The 18,859-nt window shown below is 39.4% G+C and carries 15 protein-coding genes; 4 read left to right on the forward strand and 11 right to left on the reverse strand.

Features of this window, described 5'->3' with window-relative positions; translation table 11 throughout:
- Positions 1-57 precede the first annotated feature (57 nt).
- The 4 genes from SB49_RS03575 to uvrA form a co-directional block, all read right to left on the reverse strand.
- On the reverse strand, positions 58-2,469 hold the full coding sequence (locus SB49_RS03575; RefSeq protein ID WP_062053918.1) for an alpha-ketoacid dehydrogenase subunit alpha/beta: 2,412 nt from the start codon (positions 2,467-2,469) through the stop codon (positions 58-60).
- 162 nt (positions 2,470-2,631) lie between these two features.
- Positions 2,632-5,472: a hypothetical protein gene (locus SB49_RS03580; RefSeq protein WP_062053920.1), complete on the reverse strand. Its 2,841-nt coding sequence runs from the start codon at positions 5,470-5,472 to the stop codon at positions 2,632-2,634.
- A gap of 6 nt (positions 5,473-5,478) precedes the next feature.
- Entirely contained in the window at positions 5,479-6,165 is a 687-nt protein-coding gene (locus SB49_RS03585) for a TIGR00730 family Rossman fold protein (protein WP_062053922.1), read from the reverse strand.
- 70 nt (positions 6,166-6,235) lie between these two features.
- Positions 6,236-9,070, reverse strand: a complete 2,835-nt coding sequence (gene uvrA, locus SB49_RS03590) for an excinuclease ABC subunit UvrA (protein ID WP_062053924.1) — start codon at positions 9,068-9,070, stop codon at positions 6,236-6,238.
- 122 nt (positions 9,071-9,192) lie between these two features.
- Between uvrA and SB49_RS03595 the strand changes: the two genes are divergently transcribed.
- On the forward strand, positions 9,193-9,720 hold the full coding sequence (locus SB49_RS03595; protein WP_062053926.1) for a hypothetical protein: 528 nt from the start codon (positions 9,193-9,195) through the stop codon (positions 9,718-9,720).
- 66 nt (positions 9,721-9,786) lie between these two features.
- On the opposite strand, the gene SB49_RS03600 is transcribed toward SB49_RS03595, so the two are convergent.
- On the reverse strand, positions 9,787-10,560 hold the full coding sequence (locus SB49_RS03600) for a TIGR03915 family putative DNA repair protein (RefSeq protein ID WP_062053928.1): 774 nt from the start codon (positions 10,558-10,560) through the stop codon (positions 9,787-9,789).
- Positions 10,561-10,706: 146 nt separating this feature from the next.
- Between SB49_RS03600 and SB49_RS03605 the strand changes: the two genes are divergently transcribed.
- The gene (locus SB49_RS03605; RefSeq protein WP_062058827.1) at positions 10,707-11,474 is read left to right on the forward strand and encodes an XRE family transcriptional regulator; all 768 of its coding nucleotides are present in this window, start codon (positions 10,707-10,709) and stop codon (positions 11,472-11,474) included.
- A 230-nt stretch (positions 11,475-11,704) separates the two neighbouring features.
- On the opposite strand, the gene SB49_RS16095 is transcribed toward SB49_RS03605, so the two are convergent.
- The 5 genes from SB49_RS16095 to SB49_RS03625 form a co-directional block, all read right to left on the reverse strand.
- Positions 11,705-11,869: a hypothetical protein gene (locus tag SB49_RS16095; protein ID WP_200960643.1), complete on the reverse strand. Its 165-nt coding sequence runs from the start codon at positions 11,867-11,869 to the stop codon at positions 11,705-11,707.
- A gap of 6 nt (positions 11,870-11,875) precedes the next feature.
- A complete protein-coding gene (locus SB49_RS03610; protein ID WP_062053930.1) occupies positions 11,876-12,586 on the reverse strand; it encodes a hypothetical protein in 711 nt (236 codons plus the stop codon).
- An 83-nt stretch (positions 12,587-12,669) separates the two neighbouring features.
- On the reverse strand, positions 12,670-13,314 hold the full coding sequence (locus tag SB49_RS03615) for a peptide deformylase (RefSeq protein WP_062053932.1): 645 nt from the start codon (positions 13,312-13,314) through the stop codon (positions 12,670-12,672).
- Between the two features lie 22 nt (positions 13,315-13,336).
- Positions 13,337-15,022: a gamma-glutamyltransferase gene (ggt, locus tag SB49_RS03620; protein WP_062053934.1), complete on the reverse strand. Its 1,686-nt coding sequence runs from the start codon at positions 15,020-15,022 to the stop codon at positions 13,337-13,339.
- Complete coding sequence (locus SB49_RS03625; protein WP_062053937.1) at positions 15,010-15,603, reverse strand: acyl carrier protein phosphodiesterase; 594 nt, start codon at positions 15,601-15,603, stop codon at positions 15,010-15,012. Before SB49_RS03625 ends, ggt begins: the two co-directional genes overlap by 13 nt.
- A gap of 96 nt (positions 15,604-15,699) precedes the next feature.
- Here SB49_RS03625 and glmM point away from each other — a divergent pair, with 96 nt between their 5' ends.
- Positions 15,700-17,088, forward strand: a complete 1,389-nt coding sequence (gene glmM, locus SB49_RS03630; RefSeq protein ID WP_062053940.1) for a phosphoglucosamine mutase — start codon at positions 15,700-15,702, stop codon at positions 17,086-17,088.
- Positions 17,089-17,150: 62 nt separating this feature from the next.
- On the opposite strand, the gene SB49_RS03635 is transcribed toward glmM, so the two are convergent.
- Positions 17,151-18,047, reverse strand: coding sequence for a lysophospholipid acyltransferase family protein (locus tag SB49_RS03635; protein WP_062053942.1), 897 nt, complete (start codon positions 18,045-18,047; stop codon positions 17,151-17,153).
- A gap of 54 nt (positions 18,048-18,101) precedes the next feature.
- Here SB49_RS03635 and SB49_RS03640 point away from each other — a divergent pair, with 54 nt between their 5' ends.
- A complete protein-coding gene (locus tag SB49_RS03640) occupies positions 18,102-18,749 on the forward strand; it encodes a rhomboid family intramembrane serine protease (RefSeq protein WP_062053943.1) in 648 nt (215 codons plus the stop codon).
- Positions 18,750-18,859: the final 110 nt, after the last annotated feature.

An 18,859-nucleotide genomic window follows, 5' to 3' on the forward strand; every position in this document is an offset into this window, starting at 1 on the left:
AACGCAAAAAAAAACCTGCCAAGGTCGGCAGGTTTTTCTAATTATATAATGTAACTGTTATCTCAATTTTGGAAAATCGGCCGGATTGCATTCATGCATGATACTGTAAATTTTTTCAAAAATATCCTCTGCATTTGGTTTCGAGAAATAATCCCCATCAGTGGCATACGCTGGTCTATGAGCCTTGGCAGTTATGGTTTGGGGAGCGCTATCCAAAAATTGGTAAGCTCCTTGTTTTTCCACTATTTCCTGAATCAAATAGGCTGAGCATCCTCCGGGAACATCCTCGTCTATCACCAATAATCGATTTGTTTTTTGAACACTTTTAAGAACATCGTGATGAATATCAAATGGCAAAAGACTTTGTGCATCTATAACTTCCACATCTATCCCCACTTCTTTAAGTTCTTGAGCCACTTTTAAAACGATCCTAAGTGTAGAGCCATAAGAAACAATGGTCAGGTCTGTCCCTTCTTTAACCGTCTCCACAACTCCTATAGGGGTACAAATTTCCCCAAGGTTGTTTGGAATAGCTTCTTTTAAACGATATCCATTTAAACTTTCGATGATTAGTCCAGGTTCGTCACTTTTCATTAAGGTGTTGTAAAATCCAGCTGCCTTGGTCATGTTTCTCGGCGTTAGAATGTACATACCTCGCAGTAGATGGATCAATGCTCCCATTTGCGAGCCGGAATGCCAAATACCTTCCAATCGGTGTCCACGAGTTCTTACGATCAGCGGTGCTTTTTGTTTACCGACGGTTCTGTAATGCAGCGTTGCAAGATCATCGCTAAGCAATTGCAGCCCGTATAGTATGTAATCCAAATATTGTATTTCAGCTATGGGCCTCAAACCCCTTAGGGCAAGTCCAATTCCCTGGCCAATAATTGTTGCCTCGCGAATTCCTGTATCAGCGACACGAAGTTCTCCATATTTTTTTTGAAGACCTTCCAAACCTTGATTTACATCTCCAATTGCACCGCTGTCCTCACCAAATATAAGTGCTTCAGGATGGGCTTCGAACAACTTATCAAAATTGTCCCTAAGAATAACGCGTCCGTCAACATGTTCAGGCTGCGCGTCATAGGTTGGCTTAATTTCTTTAACTCTAGTCGCATTATTGGACAGTTCACTGTACAGGTGTGAACTATAATGGGGCTGCATGTCACGCATGAAATTCTCAATCCATTGCAGTAATTCCTTTTTAGGGGCGGAGTTTTCCCCAATAAGGTATCTAAGTGCTTTTCTGCCCTTAGAGGCCAAGTCCTTTTTAGAAGGTTCCTCAATGGCTATTAGGTCATTGATGATTTTTGAGATAAAGGTCTTGTTGGGGCTGCTTTTTGCAGTATTTTCCAATAAGGCGACCAATGTTTTCTTCGCTTTCTTGTGAGGGTCCAAAAATTCACTCCATGCTTCTTTTTTGGCAGTCCTTACTTCCTTTTTAGCTGCTTTTTCAATGGCCAATAACTCATCCTCTGTTGTGATATTATTTTCTAGGATCCATTCCCTGAAACGCTTGTTGCAGTCATTTTCAACTTCCCATGCCAATCTCTGCTCACTTTTATATCTTTCATGTGATCCAGAAGTAGAGTGCCCCTGAGGTTGTGTGAGTTCTTTTACATGGATAAGAACAGGTACGTGTTCTTCTCTGGCGATGTCCGCAGCATTCTCATATGCATGTATAAGAGCCGTGTAGTCCCATCCATTGACTTTTATTATTTCATATCCTTTATTGTGCTCGTCTCTTTGGAAACCTTTTAAAATTTCAGAAATATTTTCTTTTGTGGTCTGGTGTTTGGCAGGGACTGAAATCCCATATTTATCGTCCCAGATACTTATCACCATGGGTACCTGTAATACTCCGGCGGCGTTGATGGTCTCAAAAAAATGACCTTCACTGGTACTGGCATTTCCAATAGTGCCCCAAGCTACTTCATTCCCTTTTTTCGAAAAATTTGTGGTATCTATCCCTTTGACGTTTCTATAAATTTTTGAAGCTTGCGCCAATCCCAAAAGTCTGGGCATTTGAGCTGCGGTGGGGGATATGTCTGCACTACTGTTTTTTTGGGCAGTTAAGTCTTTCCATGTACCATCGGCATGTAAGCTATGGGTCGTAAAATGACCTCCCATCTGTCTACCTGCGCTCATGGGCTCCTTTTCCACATCGGTAGTGGCATATAGTCCATGAAAAAAAGCTTTGGGCGTTAAAAGATCCAAAGCCATCATAAATGTTTGATCTCTATAATATCCACTTCTAAAATCACCATCCTCAAAGGACCTTGCCATGGCCAACTGGGGTAGCTCCTTACCATCCCCAAAGATTCCAAACTTGGCTTTTCCGGTCAAAACTTCCCTTCGTCCAAGAATACTGCATTCCCTACTAAGTACTGCTATTTGATAATCGTGTAAGATTTGATTCCTGAAATCTTCAAAAGAAATATCATTGCTAGTTTTTGAGTCTACTTTCATTATTGGGTGATGATTTTGCACAAAAATATCAAAATAGAGTGATTTTTGCAATTTACGTTACATCTTATTTATTAATAAGTTATTAAATATTCCGTAATTGTAAATTGGTTAATTATTAATAATTTAAAAAAAATGACAATAAGATGAGAATATGTCAATATTTTAAAACCATTTTCTATTGAAAAGCCCTAGAAGGGTCTTTGGACTCAAGGTTACAATAAACCTGATTTTTTCATCATAATTGGGCTGTGATACCTCCCAACCATTATTGGAATATAATGGGAAATAAAGCTCAAAATAGTCCGTCACCAAGTTTAAGCGCACCCCGGAATCATAAACGAAGCGCTCCTTGAAACCTTTGTTCTTGATAAAGCCAACGTCTCCATAGAGCTCTATCCACCGCCAAAGATTAACACTTGCATTGGTCGTGGCTATCCAATCATTGGAAAAGGGATTTTCCAATTTCGATTTAAATCCTCCTTCGGCTATAATGATCTGTTGACTATAGATTCCGCTATCCTCTGAACGCCCCAAGTAGTTATAGTCAAAAAGATAATCTGTAGGTCTGTCCAAAGCAAAACTGAAAAAATCAGAATTGGTCCGGTTCCTTAAAAATTTACCTGCGAAAAATCGTAAGTTCAATTGGCGGTTGTTTTCGAAAAGCTTTCTGTACTCCAGATTGAAGGCCACCTTTGAAAAATCGCTGGAGTGTTGCGCGTCCACAAACCAGGATACAAAATCGATTACCCCATTGTTGGAATTTATATACCTGGCATTCAATACATTGTAATCAGGGTCGGTGTTTATATCTTGGTTTTCATCAATAATCCTAAATACATTTACATACCTAAATGTCAGGTATTCCCTTTTATTCGATATTAGGTTGTCCGGTCTCCAACCAAAACTGACCGAAGGGGTGATGGTAGTGTATCTTGAATTTTCAGCGAAATGAAAGGAAGAGCCGCCTATGGCATAATTGGCCACGAACATATTTTTGTCTTGGTAGTATTTTCTAAAGTTAAATTTACCATAGCCTACCATGGCCTGTTCTTTTAAAGCGTATGAAGGCGCAAAATCAAATATAAATGGCCGCTCCAAAAGTGTTTTGTTGTGAATACGCATCCCAGGGGTAAGTCCGTCATAGATATTAAACCCCATTACTGGCACATAAAATATCTGATTGTAATATGGGTCTTCGGTATCCTTAAAAAATTGAAACTTCAACTTTTTATTGCTTGAAAAAAAGCCGTTTAATGATTTCCAATTATCCCTTTGATTGAACTCTGGAATTTTTTGGTCATAGTTCAACACTAGGCGATCCTCACCTTGTCTTGGAATTGTAAATGTTTTACTTTCTGCAATATCTGAGAACCAATATTTGGAAACAACAGAATCCTTTCTTATCCCGAAAAGTGAAATGGGTACATTGGTCCCTCCCTTGTTTTTTAAGGTAATAGCCAACGAATCATCAGTCTTGAAGACATTACTGATGTTGTAATCTATTCTTTTGCTAGAGGAGACATATTCCTTATCAAACCACCTTATATCCTTTTCAGTGGAACCTTCCAGAATACCTACAAAATCCTCTGGTCTAACCGGCTTGAGCTTGTAGTTTTCATAGAATTCCGAAATACTTTTGGCTACTTTGTCTTGCCCGATATACTCCGACAAATAAGCTAAACCAAGGCCTGCCTTATATCTATTAGCAATTTTTTGATTGAATTTTATTAGGGAATCGTTTGCGGTTCTCAAAGACTGGTCCAAGTTCTTTCTTGCGGTGAGCATATGTAGGAAAGAATATTGCTCATTAAAGTCCATTTTGGCAAGATGAAAACTTCTCAGACCCCAGAGGTTGGATAATTTGCCAAGTAATTTTTGGTCTTCGTAATAGGTTTCCACATAATTAATCATAAGATAATTGACCAATGCATCATTGACCCATCTATCCTTTCTGGTATCAAAGAAGAGGGTTTCCCTTAAAAAGCTGTTTAGGGCTGTTTTTAGAAATTCCATTTCAAACTGGAATTGGTCTTCATATGGGGTAACGAAGGAAGGTAACTGATTAAGACCGTAAAGTGGATTTTTTTGATTATCGATATTACTGACCAAAAGCTGTTGATGTGGGTATTCCCCTAAATTGTCCGTAATAAATTGGGCGACTTTATTAATTGATAGGCCTTTGGATATTGGATCGTATTTTGGGGCTTCCAAATCTGTAAGTATCGTGAGTGTTGGCGTGATGTGCTTGGTAAATGTTTTGGTAGGAGTAATGATTATCTCTGCACTTTTTGTATTGATGCCCTCTAAAAATGTTTGTTTTAAAAAAGCAGTGTTGGTGGTGCTGACTTCGGTAAAATTACTGGCCAAAAACAAACTCTTGGAATAATTGAAAGTAATATTGGTGTTGGTTATACCTGTAAAGAGATCTTCCAAATTCTTATTCGAATACAAGGACCATTTGCCATCGGAATAGACTGCTGGTGTTAGATACCAATCCTTTAAATAGTATTTATTTTTATTGTCGTAACCGAAGGGGGTATATTTATTCGGAGGAAGTTTTACCCTGTAGGTAATAAAGATTTTGATTGAATCCTTTGGGGCAAGTGGTTCGTTCAATGAAAATTTAATAATATCTTTTTGGCGTGTTCTCTCCCAAGTCACACCACTGTAGTGATCATCGACCACACTAATGATATTGGTGGATCCCCTTTCATGGGATTTGGCCAAGTGCAGTCCTTTTTTAAACTCTTCCGCAAATCTTTTGGCCAGGGCCGTATTTTTATCGGCGTAAGCTTGAGGCCAGTCGTTAAAGAACAAATTGGGTAAAGAATCATTGGAATCGTTGACGTAAACGAACTGTTGTTCTATGTAAATATCTTTCTTTGCCCCATCCAAAGTGGCGGTCAGTGTATTCAAATGTTGACCTTTACTGCTGCCCATACCAAGAATAATGGCAAAAACGCACAGTAGAATAGCACTTAAATTAAAAGGTTTGGGGGACATATCGTATTAGAAATTGGGGCTTAAGGTACGTCCTCTATAGAAGGAATCGATAATTTCCACTACTTGCTCTTCTGTATCCACTAGTTGTATCAGATCCATGTCATGGGCACTAATATTTCCTTTTTTGAGCATAGTGGTTTTAATCCAATCAAAGAGCCCTTCCCAAAAATCCGTACCTACCAATATAATTGGGAATTTCTCAATCTTATTGGTTTGAATGAGGGTAATAGCTTCAAAAAGTTCATCCAATGTTCCAAAACCTCCAGGCATTACCACAAAACCTTGGGAATATTTTACGAACATCACTTTTCGGACAAAGAAATAATCGAAATCGAGGCTTTTATCCACATCAATATAAGGATTGTCATGTTGTTCAAAAGGCAAGTCTATATTAAGACCTACAGAGGTGCCTCCGGCCAAATGTGCTCCTCGGTTACCGGCTTCCATAATACCTGGTCCACCTCCTGTAATAATGCCATAACCAGCTTCAGAAATACTTTTGGCTATACTGGTTGCCAATTCATAATAAGGATCACCTTCTTTTGTTCTAGCGGAGCCAAAAATAGAAACACAAGGTCCAATGGCACTCATTTTTTCAAAACCACTGACAAATTCACCCATAATCTTGAAAATAGCCCAAGAATCATTCGTCTTTATCTCATTCCAACCTTTGTGGTGTTGTTCTTTTCTCATGTATGCTTATTTATTACTTTTTATATAGGCGAATTGACGCCCTTTGTTTTATAGAACACTAGGAGCCTTCCTACAAACCTAATTCTTTTCTTAGAAATTTAGAGGTGTAACTCTTTTTATCTTTTGCTATTTCTTCTGGTGTACCTTTGGCGACCAGCTTACCACCACCACGACCTCCTTCATAACCTATATCGATCACATGATCCACCATTTTGATGACGTCCATGTTATGTTCGATGACCAAAACGGTATTTCCCTTATCCACCAATTTGTTCAGTACGTTCATCAATACCCTAATATCCTCGAAGTGCAAGCCAGTTGTAGGCTCATCCAAAATGTAGAAGGTATTGCCAGTATCCCTTTTAGATAGTTCTGTGGCCAACTTAATACGTTGTGCCTCCCCACCAGATAGGGTGGTAGATTGCTGCCCCAATGAAATATAGCCCAGGCCTACATCTTGAATGGTCTTGACCTTTCTATAAATTTTGGGGATGTTTTCAAAAAAGTCTACAGCTTCGTTAATAGTCATTTCCAAAACATCTGCTATTGATTTACCCTTGTACCTTATTTCGAGGGTTTCCCTGTTGAAGCGTTTCCCATTACAGGTCTCACATTCTACATAAACATCGGGCAGAAAATTCATCTCGATTACCCGTAAACCACCACCTTGACACGTTTCACATCGTCCTCCTTTTACATTGAAACTAAAACGTCCCAATTTGTAGCCTCTTATGGCTGCTTCTTGGGTTTTGGCAAAGAGGGCCCTAATTTCGCTAAATACCCCTGTATAGGTTGCAGGATTGGACCTCGGTGTTCTTCCAATTGGAGATTGGTTGATATCAATGACTTTATCTATGTGCTCTAGGCCCTTTATTTTTTTGTAGGGCATTGGTTTTTTAACACCATTAAAATAATAGGCATTTAGGATAGGGTAGAGGGTCTCATTGATCAAAGTGGATTTACCACTTCCCGACACTCCGGTAACCCCGATCATTTTCCCCAAGGGAAATTCTGCCGTAACGTTTTTAAGATTGTTTCCCGTACATCCGGAAAGTACAATACTCTTTCCGTTGCCTTCCCTGCGGCTTTCGGGAACTGCTATTTTTTTAACACCGGTAATATAATCTGCTGTTAAAGTGTGTTCATTTTTTAAATCCTTCGGTTTCCCTTGGGAGATAATTTCTCCTCCATGTCTACCGGCTTTTGGACCAATATCAATGACGTGGTCTGCCCTTTCTATCATATCCCTGTCGTGCTCCACCACGATCACGGAGTTTCCTAGATCCCTGAGGGCTTCCAAGGATTTTATCAAGCGTTCATTATCCCTTTGATGAAGTCCTATACTGGGCTCATCCAAAATATAAAGAACACCTACAAGCTGGGACCCAATTTGGGTGGCCAACCTGATCCGTTGGGCTTCCCCTCCGGAAAGGGACTTGGAACTTCTGTTAAGGGAGAGGTAGTCTAGCCCAACATCCAAAAGAAATTGGAGTCTTGTTTTTATCTCTTTTATAATTTCTTCAGCGATGATCCTTTGGTTTCCAACCAAGTTTTTGTCAAGACCGCTAAAAAAGGCAGCAAGCTCTACGATGTCCAGATTGGAAAGCTCCGCAATGTTCTTTTCTTCAATTTTAAAATAGAGCGACTCAATCCTTAAGCGGGACCCATTGCAGGTGGGACAGTTTATTTTGTCCATATATTCCTTTGCCCATCTTTTTATAGAGGTAGATTCTGCCTCCTCAAATTGGTTCTTTAGAAAGTTGGAAATACCTTCATAATCTATTTTATATTGTCTTTTAACACCCAACGTTTTGGAGTCCACCTCAAAACTTTCGGCACCCCCGTGCAGGATAATATCCAGGGCTTCCTCTGGGATGGTATTTATTGGGTCTGTAAGTTCAAACTCATAGCGCTGGGCAATGGTTTCAATTTGCTTAAAGGCCCATGATTTTTTATATTCCCCTAATGGTGCGATTCCCCCGGCTTTAATGGATAGCTTTGGATTGGGAATAATTTTTTTGTCGTTTACCTCGTGTACATTTCCCAAACCATTGCAATTGGGACACATTCCTTTTGGGGAGTTGAATGAAAAAGTATTGGGTTCTGGGGATGGATAAGAGATACCTGTTGTGGGGCACATCAGATCCCTACTGAAGTAGCGGGGAACTTCCTGACCTTCCTCTAGGATCATCAGTACATTTTCACCACTGTACATTGCTGTGTTTATGCTTTCAGAAAGGCGCTTATCCAAATCAGCGGAATCAGTAACTTTTAATCGGTCTATTACAATCTCAATATCATGGGTCTTGTATCGATCGACTTTCATTCCCTTTACGATATCCTTGATTTCCCCATCCACCCTGACTTTTACAAAGCCTTGTTTTGCAATCTGCTCAAAAAGCTCCCTATAATGTCCTTTTCGGGATTTTATAATAGGGGCAAGAACATTTATCTTTTTTTCGTTGAAATCTTCCTTGATGAGCTCTTTGATCTGTTCATCGCTATAGCTCACCATTTTTTCACCTGTATTATAACTGTATGCATCACCTGCCCTGGCAAATAAGAGGCGTAAAAAATCATAAACCTCTGTGATAGTTCCTACGGTTGATCTTGGGGATTTTGAAGTGGTTTTCTGTTCTATGGCAATTACTGGAGAGAGTCCATCTATCTTGTCCACGTCCGGCCGTTCCAATCCTCCCAAAAATTGACGGGCATAGGCCGAGAAGGTTTCTATATATCGCCTTTGTCCTTCGGCATAGATAGTATCAAAGGCGAGGGATGATTTACCACTACCGGAAAGTCCCGTGATCACAACAAGTTTTTCTCTAGGAATGGTAACATCAATGTTTTTAAGGTTATGGACCCTAGCGCCCTTAACCTCAATATTTTCCTCGTAATTTATCATTTTCTATAGCAAAGTTGCAAAGCTACGATTTTGACCTCTAATAATGAAGTAGGGCCTATTATGATTTTTGTTAATTAAAACCTAGTAATTAAATTAGCACGACTGATTTTAAAACAAATAGTATGCAACTTTTAGGTATTGGATCAAGGATAGAACATAGGGAATTTGGTAAAGGAGTGGTAACCAATGTTACCTCCAAACACTATTGGGTCACATTTATTGATAACGGATTGGAAACTATTGAATTGGATGCAGAGTTTGATGTGATAGAGCTGGTGGAGGAAGAGGTGGATACCATCAGTTTTTCTGAAGTGGAACAATCCTTGGTTTCCATTTTGAGGAGATGGAGCGATGCCAGTCAGGTTACCCCCATTGCAGATAAGTGGAAAGGTGGAAGTTTGGTTTTAAGACCGGGGGACGGCAATTTATCGGAAAAAGAAATCCCTTTGGATACCTTCTTTCATAAAATTGTAATGGTAAGGGATAGGATTAGGGTAATGGAGCAAAAAATAAATGCCAGCAGCCATTTAGATGATCAGGAAAAAGTGGACTTACAACAATATATTACAAGGATTTATGGCAGTTTAACCACCTTTAATGTATTGTTCAATAACAAGAGCGATCATTTTATTGGGGAGAAATCAAAGTAAAAAGAAGTATCTACTTTCACTACATTTTGTTGTAGTCACAAATGTACACAAGCCCATTACTTTTTACTAAACAGCTGTTCTTTCGTTGAAAAACGGACGGTACGCTTTATTGGAAAAAGAAGCAGTTGGTTTCGGTAGGATATGTGATTGTATATCAATGTTTTTTAAATATCCATTACTTATATCCTTAACACCTTGACCCTCGTTTTTTGAAATATTGGAGAAGAAATCAGGATTCTTATAGTAGTCACCAAGATCAAGTGTAATTAGTTCAACCTTATAGCCTTCAAAATAGATGCCATAACCTCTCTTGCTGTCGTAAACAAGCCAATGCTGGTCTCTGTATTTAGATCTATAGTGCTTAGAGATTAAAGGGAGTACATCATAATCTGGAGCGATGACTGCGAAATAAACTGAATCTTTTGATTGATACATGTCCACAAATGCTTCCATATGTCTTTTTTCAGATCCTACCAATTTGGCCAAGTGTCTTATCTTGGGTAGATCTTCCTCTGCGAACGATAAGGGAGTTCCGCTTGTTGAAAAAAACAATTGTTTGATATATCTGAACAATATAAATTCAATGCCTTTAGCCTCACTTTGATAAGCGAAATAAACAGTTTTGATGGTCTCATGGCTCTTTTTTTCAATGCCGTGCCAGACCCTTTTTGCCAAGTCGATCTCCGTGCCTATAGTTTCAGTGTCCGAAAAAAGTTCTCTTTGCTTCCCGTTGTCCTTTTGAATGTCCATAACATTCCACTTTTGGTCAAAAGCTTTAAACACGGAGGTGAGAAAGCCATTAAAACTGCCGTCGTAAATTAAGATTTTAGCATTTTCCATTTGAATAGGATTTAGATTCGATAAATGTCACATTCTTGCTAACATGAAATTAATCTTGTAATCATTCCAAAAATATGGAAATATTCCTAATTATGGAAATATTCCATAATTATTTTGGATATAATCCAAAATGTGTATATTTGAGAATGGAAAATGACTTAGCAATTGAGGTAAAGAGATTTACGGACGTTCGAAGGGATTTGGGGTATACCCAATCAGAATTCGCGAAACTATTGGGAATTTCAAATACTACCGCAGATATAGAGCGGGGAAGGACCAAGTTGTCCGGTAAAGTAGTGGCTGAATTGTTAAAGCAGTTTAAAATAAATCCATTGTGGCTATTTGGGGAAGCCACCAATCAATATCTGGCAACCTCCAATGTAAGTGTCATTCCAAAAGTGGTGACCATTGATGCCAACGAAAATGAAAACATGGTTTTGGTAAATGCCAAGGCGGCTGCGGGTTATCCGCAAAATATTCAGGATACCAGCTGGTACAGAAAATTACCAGCTTTTGATATACCCTTACCAGAATTCAGGAATGCAACGTACAGAGGTTTTCAAGTAGAAGGCGATAGTATGTTGCCCAATTTGCGTCCGGGGGAGTGGGTCTTGGCAAAGGCCGTAGAAAGTATCCAGGATGTCAGTGCCAACAAGATGTATGTGGTGGTCCTTCACGATGCCGTTTTGGTAAAGAAATTGGAGAAGTCCCCCAATGGATATAAAATGTCTTTAATATCCCTAAACGAGACTTACCCTCCGTATGAAGTGGATATGCAGCAAATACAGGAATTATGGCAGGTAAACAGCAAAATCACTTTTGGTTTGGATGCCACTACAGAAACTGGGCTACTGAGACAACTTCAAGAATCGATGGAGGAATTAAAAAGCCAGATACGTTCCGTAAAAAATTAAGCTTTTATTTGTAGATGCATTTGTAATAGGTATCAGAAGCAACTTTTACCTTCAAAAATGTACTGGCTTCACTTAAAAAGTCCCTCAGGGCTCAAATATTTTCTTTTCAGTATCCCTTGGCACTTAAACTTCGAGTCTGCCAGAAACAGTGCTCATGTATTTACCAGATAATGCAACTCTGAAATTGGGAAGCTTTAAAAATTAATGGAACAGATATTTTCCGAACTTGTTTATTGGTCCAATGGTTTTTTAGCTTCCTTGGATTTTTGAACAATCTCCTTTAACCTGGCCGCCCGCTGTTCCTTTTCTTCCCGAAGCTTATTTTTCTTTCGATTCATAAGTTTGGTATGTTGTGCCTTGTTCTTGGTGTTTTTTTCTGTTCCTTTCTTTGCCATATGATATTAATTATATGCTCTTACATCGCCCATGGAAAGGGTTACGGGCCCTATTTTATGTGCGGTTGGCAAATAAGCGCCGCTCTCCATTTTCTGCCATCCTTCCCAAGTAGCTTCAAGCCCTCCGATAGGGATTATGGAAACCCACATCTGATAACTTTTCGGGAACCCGGTTTTGTCCACTTTCCAAAGATAGGAATCGCCCGGGGTATTCCCACCAGAGGTATAGGTCACCAATAGACCTTTTGATCCATCTTTTAGCTGAACCAACTTCCTTTCCGTCCCGGAATCAAATAATTTGAAAGGTGCAACGAGCCAAAATGAATCATTGTTGAAATTTTTTCTGGCATTTACAATAAGGTTATCCTTTTTAGTCCCTTTTACTTCAAAATTGTCTTTAATGGCTTTACTTTGTTTTGGTCGTTTTAAATCCAAATCTACCACTACGTCATCCCATTTTACAGTTACAACTTGCCGCAGTTTGTCCCAAAAATAGGTGTTATTGCCATTTTGAAAGGACCATTCTACGAATTGTGTATTTTTAAAATCATTGTAATGTAGTGCGCTTTGCATTTCCATGGCCATTTTATCGGCCTCTGTTCCAGAATTTTTTATAATTTCAGGGAGCGGTTCGTTAAAAATGGCAAAGAGAACCACAATAACCAATGTGAGAATCGATAGAACTATAAAGCCTATTTTTAATATTTTTTTTAGCATTTTTTAAAATATAAGTGTACGTAATACTCCACTGACGATCAATAGTTGAATATATAAAACTACTTTTCGCTCTATCAATAAAACTATTGGTGAGTTACATCTTTTGTCTCTTTTTCTAAATGATCTAGATATAGAATTCCATTCAAATGGTCTACTTCATGTTGCACTATAACCGCAGTAAAAGCTTCAACCATTTCAGTGGCGTGGGTATTGTCCATTTTATCGTATTCGAACATTATGGCATAGGCCCTTGTTTTTGTAGTATCCCGTCTATTTGGTATAGAAAGGCAGCCTTCCATACAATCTTGTTTCATAGTAGAAAAGGAAGTTATTTTTGGGTTTAAATATACTTCAAAAGGAAGATTTTCCTTGTCAAATCGTTGTACCCAAATGATGTTTTTAAGAATTCCTACTTGCGGCGCCGCTATTCCCGCTCCCAAGGACATGCTATCCCTAACCGTACTATAAAGTCGGTCTACAAATCTTTTTAGAACGGGGTCATTAGGGTCAACCCTCAAGGTTTCGCTTTTGGTTCTTAAGAGAATGGAATCTTGTGTATTGTTAATCTTGAAGACCCGCATTGGTTCGTTTGATTCACCGGACATGATCATCTCTATTTGTTCCGGAGAGAAGTCGGTATTATAGGATTCGGCAACAACCTGTTTTGTATTCGCACAACTGACCAACAACGTGCCGATGAGCAGAAAAAGAAAGATTTTTTTTGACATAATGATTTTGTTTAAAACATAATTAATAACCTACGGCTGTATCATCCCCTCGTTTATCAGCGCCGCCTTCCAACCTTCCATCTGGCAATACCCTAATGGCATCAACCTTGCCAATAATAGGGTTGCGTTCTTCATTAATGATATACCCTTTGGCTGTTAAGGACGCCTTAAGATCTGGAGAGAAACCTTCTGGCTCAAATACCACCACATCGGGAAGCCATTGATGATGGAAACGTGGAGCATTAACGGCATCCTGCATGCTCATATTAAATTCATAGACATTGAGAATGGTTTGTGCTACAGCGGTGATTATGGTAGATCCTCCGGGCGTACCTACAACCATATAAAGATTGCCGTCCTTTTCCACAATGCTTGGAGTCATACTGCTCAACATTCTTTTGCCAGGGGCAATGCTATTGGCTTCAGCGCCGATAAGTCCGAACATATTGGGAACTCCGGGTTTGGAGCTGAAATCGTCCATCTCATTGTTCAAGAAAAAGCCCAGTTCATCACAATACAATTTTGAACCATAAGCGCCATTAATGGTCGTGGTAACCGAAATAGCATTGCCTGCGCTATCAACTATGGAATAGTGGGTGGTTTCATCACTTTCAACAATTTGTACCTCACCACGTTCTATATCCGAAGATTTTGTGGCTCTGTCAAAGGAAAAAGTTTCCATTCGTTCTTTTAAATATTTTTGACTTAACAACACATCTAGAGGAATATCGACGAAATCTGGATCCCCCAAAAAATAATTCCTATCGGCATAAGCCCTTCTGGAGGCTTCTGTAAAGAGTTGGATGGTCTTGACCGAATTATGTCCAAATTTAGCAACATCATAGGGCTCCATCATTTTGAAAATCTGGTTCATGGTGACTCCACCGCTGCTCGGAGGGCTCATGGAGATGACTTTTATATCCTTATACTTAAATACAATGGGTTGTCTCCACTGTGCTTCATAGCCAGCTAAATCCTCCTCCGTAACATAACCACCCTTTTTCTGGATAAAATCGGCGAGGGTTTTGGCCGTTTCCCCTTTGTAAAATCCGTCTCTACCTTCAGCGGCAATCTTAGTTAGGGTTCTGGCAAGGGCTGGATATTTAACGGTATCACCTTCCTTGTAGACCTTGGCAAACAAGGTGCTATCCGAATTGACCTCTATGATAATCTTTCGATATCCTTCCAGACGTTCTTCCTGCTTTTTTGTGACCACTACGCCTCTTTCTGCAAGGGCAATTACAGGAGCCAATATAGCTTCCAGTGACAAGGAACCAAATTTTTTATGAACCTCTATCACGCCAGCCACGGTTCCCGGAACCCCTGCAGCGGTTGCCCCAAGTGTGCTTTTATCGGGTATTACGTTGCCCAATGAATCCAAATACATGTCTTTATGAGCAGTCAATGGCGCCTTTTCCCTGTAATCCAATGATCCAATATCCCCATTACTTTTGCGGTACACCATAAATCCACCCCCACCAATATTTCCGGCATAGGGATAGGCCACGGCCAAGGCCAATTCAGTGGCCACCATGGCGTCAAATGCATTTCCTCCTTGTTTTAAAATTTCGGACCCTATGGCCGAGGCTTCCTCGCGAGCAGAAACCACCATTGCTTTTTCGGTCACAAGACCAGTAGGAGCGGCAGGTTGATTGGTTTTGCATTGGATAAATAGAAAGAGGACGAGTAGGAAACTTATTTTTCGCATAAAGAGATATATTTTTGTTTGGAATAGCTTATTAATTCTTCAAAAAAAATGGAAAATTCCTTTTCAAAATCAACATAATGTGTTTCGAGATCCAAGATAGCAAAATTCATCTTGCTCTTATTTTTCGTTCTGCGGTTCATACCACTCAAAACTTTAGAAATTCCGTCCAAATTGGAGTAGTTATAGATCCAATTATCGGAGATCATATAGGGCATCATATGTTTCACCCCATCTGGTAAAATGGTATAATTGTCTTCCAATAAATCATAAAATTGTTCCACAAAAATATCCAAAGGGGTTTCTGAATATTGTTCCCAATTCTTGGCCAAAAAATGATCATAAAAAATATCGACGATAACACCGCTATAGTGACTGTAGTTTTTATGCAAGCGCCTTGTGCTTTTTCTAACGGTAGGGTGGGCGTCCGTGAATGTGTCTATGGCCCGATGAAGCATAATGCCTTTTTGGACATTAATGGGCAAATGCTTGTGTCTATTTCCCCGAATACTGTCGGCAATAAAATTTCCCAAGGTAATTTCATCATTTCCAAAGGAGAGATAAATATGTGCTAAAAAATTCATGTACCTTCTTCTGATGTCATAAGTCCGAATTTACAAATAACCGTTATACTAATAAACTGTAGTGGTGTATATTTGTAAAAACTTTTTCTAGCATACATGACACTAATCAAATCAATATCAGGAATACGAGGTACCATTGGAGGAAAACCAGGTACAAATTTAACCCCAATAGACGCCGTAAAATTCGCGGCAGCTTACGGGATATGGTTAAAAGAGTACTCAAAAAAAGAAAAACTTACTGTGGTTATCGGGAGGGATGCCCGATTATCAGGTGAAATGATCCAAAATATTGTGGTTTCTACTTTGATTGGATTAGGGATAGATGTCATTGATCTTAATTTATCGACTACGCCAACAGTAGAAATTGCTGTTCCTATGGAAAAGGCCGATGGTGGAATTATCCTCACGGCGAGCCATAACCCGAAACAGTGGAACGCCCTTAAGTTATTGAACGAAAAAGGGGAATTTTTAGATGCGGCCCAAGGCGCCAAAATACTAGAGATTGCCGAAGCGGAGGATTTTAATTTTTCAGAGGTGGATGATCTGGGAACCATTACCAGAAACGATGCCTATATTGATATACATATTGACGAAGTGTTGAACCTGCCTTTGGTTGATAAGGAAGTAATAAAAGCGGCCAAATTCAAAGTGGTGGTAGATGGGGTCAACTCCACAGGGGGTATCGCCATCCCACAGCTTTTAAAGGAATTAGGTGTAGAAGTGGTAAAACTGTACTGTGAGCCAACAGGTCATTTTCCGCATAACCCAGAGCCTTTAAAAGAGCATTTGGGAGATATTTCTGCCTTAGTGGTCAAGGAAAAGGCAGATTTTGGAATAGTTGTAGATCCTGATGTGGACAGACTTGCTTTTATAAGTAACGACGGTGAAATGTTTGGAGAAGAATATACCTTGGTGGCCTGTGCAGATTACGTGCTTGGGAAAACAAAAGGGAATACGGTATCCAATCTTTCCTCTTCCAGGGCACTAAGGGACATTACCGAGAAACATGGAGGCACCTATGAAGCTGCTGCTGTTGGTGAGGTAAATGTGGTAACCAAAATGAAGGCCAACAACGCAATAATCGGCGGCGAGGGCAACGGTGGTATTATTTACCCAGAAAGTCATTACGGTCGTGATTCTTTGGTGGGCACGGCCCTCTTTCTAATGTTAATGGCAGAACGAGGAGGTACCGTTAAAGAATTGAGGGATAGCTATCCCAGTTATTTTATGAGCAAAAAGAAGATAGAGTTAACTCCAGAATTGGATGTAGATGCCCTTCTTGTAGCCATGGAGGATAAGTATAAGGATGAACAGGTCACCAACATTGATGGGGTAAAGATCGATTTTCCTGAAAATTGGGTACATTTGAGGAAATCCAATACAGAACCAATTATCAGGATTTATACGGAAGCAAAAAGTCAGGCTGAAGCAGATGGTTTGGCAGATCGAATCATCTCAGAAATTAAGGAGGTAGCGGGAATTTAACTTGATTCTTAAGATAATTTAAAAAGTTTGGTAATCAATTGAAGCAATTCGATATTACCAAACTATTTTTTTTTTTGAATGTCCTTAGGGGCTTTATTGCGATGTTTCCATCTTCTGTGTGTCCATAAATAATGTTCAGGCCTTTCCCTTATTTGTTTTTCGGTTTCCCTTAAGAACCTCTCGGTAATCTCATTCTTCTCCGTTTGTTTGCCTGCATTGGTGATTGGGATGAACTCAGCCTGGTAATATCCTCTCTTAACCTTGGATACTTTTAGAAAGACAACGGCCAAATCCAGTTTTCTTGCCATAACTTCAGCCCCGTTAAAGATGGGTACTTTTACACCCATAAATTCACTCCAGTACTGTGCTTTGGAAACCATTGGGGATTGATCACTGACCATTCCGAAAATACCTTTTACACCAAGCTGTTCATTCCTGACCACAGTTTTTACGGTCTCATTTTGGGTAATGGGGGTGGTGTTCCATCTAGAACGTATGTTTTTTATGAGTCGGTCAAAATATTTATTGCCTATCTTTTGGTAAACGGCATATCCTTTCGAAGCAACATAGTTATTCATGCTTACATTCCATTCCCAGTTGGCATAGTGGGAGCATAACACAAGGATACTCTTCTTCTTTTCCAATTCTTGAAGAACTTCCATATTGACTACATCATATCTTTTTTTGACCTCCTCTTTAGAGAGTCCCATGGTTTTTACCATCTCCAAGAACAAATCGCACATATGTCGGTAAAATTCCTTCCTTATAGAGTTCAATTCTTCATCCGACTTTTCAGGGAAGACTAATTTTAAGTTTTCGTAGACTACTTTTTTACGATAGCCAAATACATGATAAACCAAAAAGAAGACAAAATCTGACACCAAGTAGAATACCTTGAAAGGAAGTACGGAAATAAGCCATAAAAAAGGATAGGCCAAGATATAAACTAGTAGTTGCATGCAAAAAAAGTATGGGCAAATATAGCTATATTTGAATCCAAATCAAGGTATCCTATGAATATGCATATTGCCACCATTGTTATTATTGCCATCAATGTACTGGTCTCCCTGAAAGGTTTTAATGATTTTAGTTTTTTTGAACGCTATAAGTTCAATATTTCTGCTATTAAGGCCGGACAAAAAGAGCGAATGTTCACATCAGGTTTTCTACATGTAGATTTCTCCCATTTGTTCTTTAATATGTTCACCCTTTATTTTTTCGCCAACGTGGTCATAGCCTGGTTGGGAGCCCCTATCTTTATTCTTATCTACGTGGTAAGTTTGGGCGCAGGGAGTCTTTTAGCACAATTTTTCCATAAAAACGAACCCCAGTACAGTGCTGTAGGAGCCAGTGGAGCGGTTACAGGAATTTTATATGCCGCCATATTATTGCAACCGGAAATGCAATTGGGGATTATGTTTATACCAATTCCATTACCCGCTTATGTTATTGGTATTGCTTATTTGCTGTATTCCATTTATGGGATGAAAAATAGACTTGGCAATATAGGACATACTGCTCATTTTGGGGGTGCCATGGGTGGATATGTGATGACCTTGTTGTTCATGCCCAGTCTTTTGGTGTCTCAGACACTGATGGTTATCCTTATGGCCGTTCCCATTGTCATTCTTTTCGGCTTGGAGAAGATGGGAAAAATATGAAACAATCTTTTAAAGAGGCCTGGAGGCAAGAAGATTTCATTTAAATAAATTTGGAAGACTACCTATTAGTCAGCATTTACGCCCTTTTAGAAGGACAGTTTAACGAGAAT

This window comes from Sediminicola sp. YIK13, assembly GCF_001430825.1.
GTDB lineage: Bacteria > Bacteroidota > Bacteroidia > Flavobacteriales > Flavobacteriaceae > Sediminicola.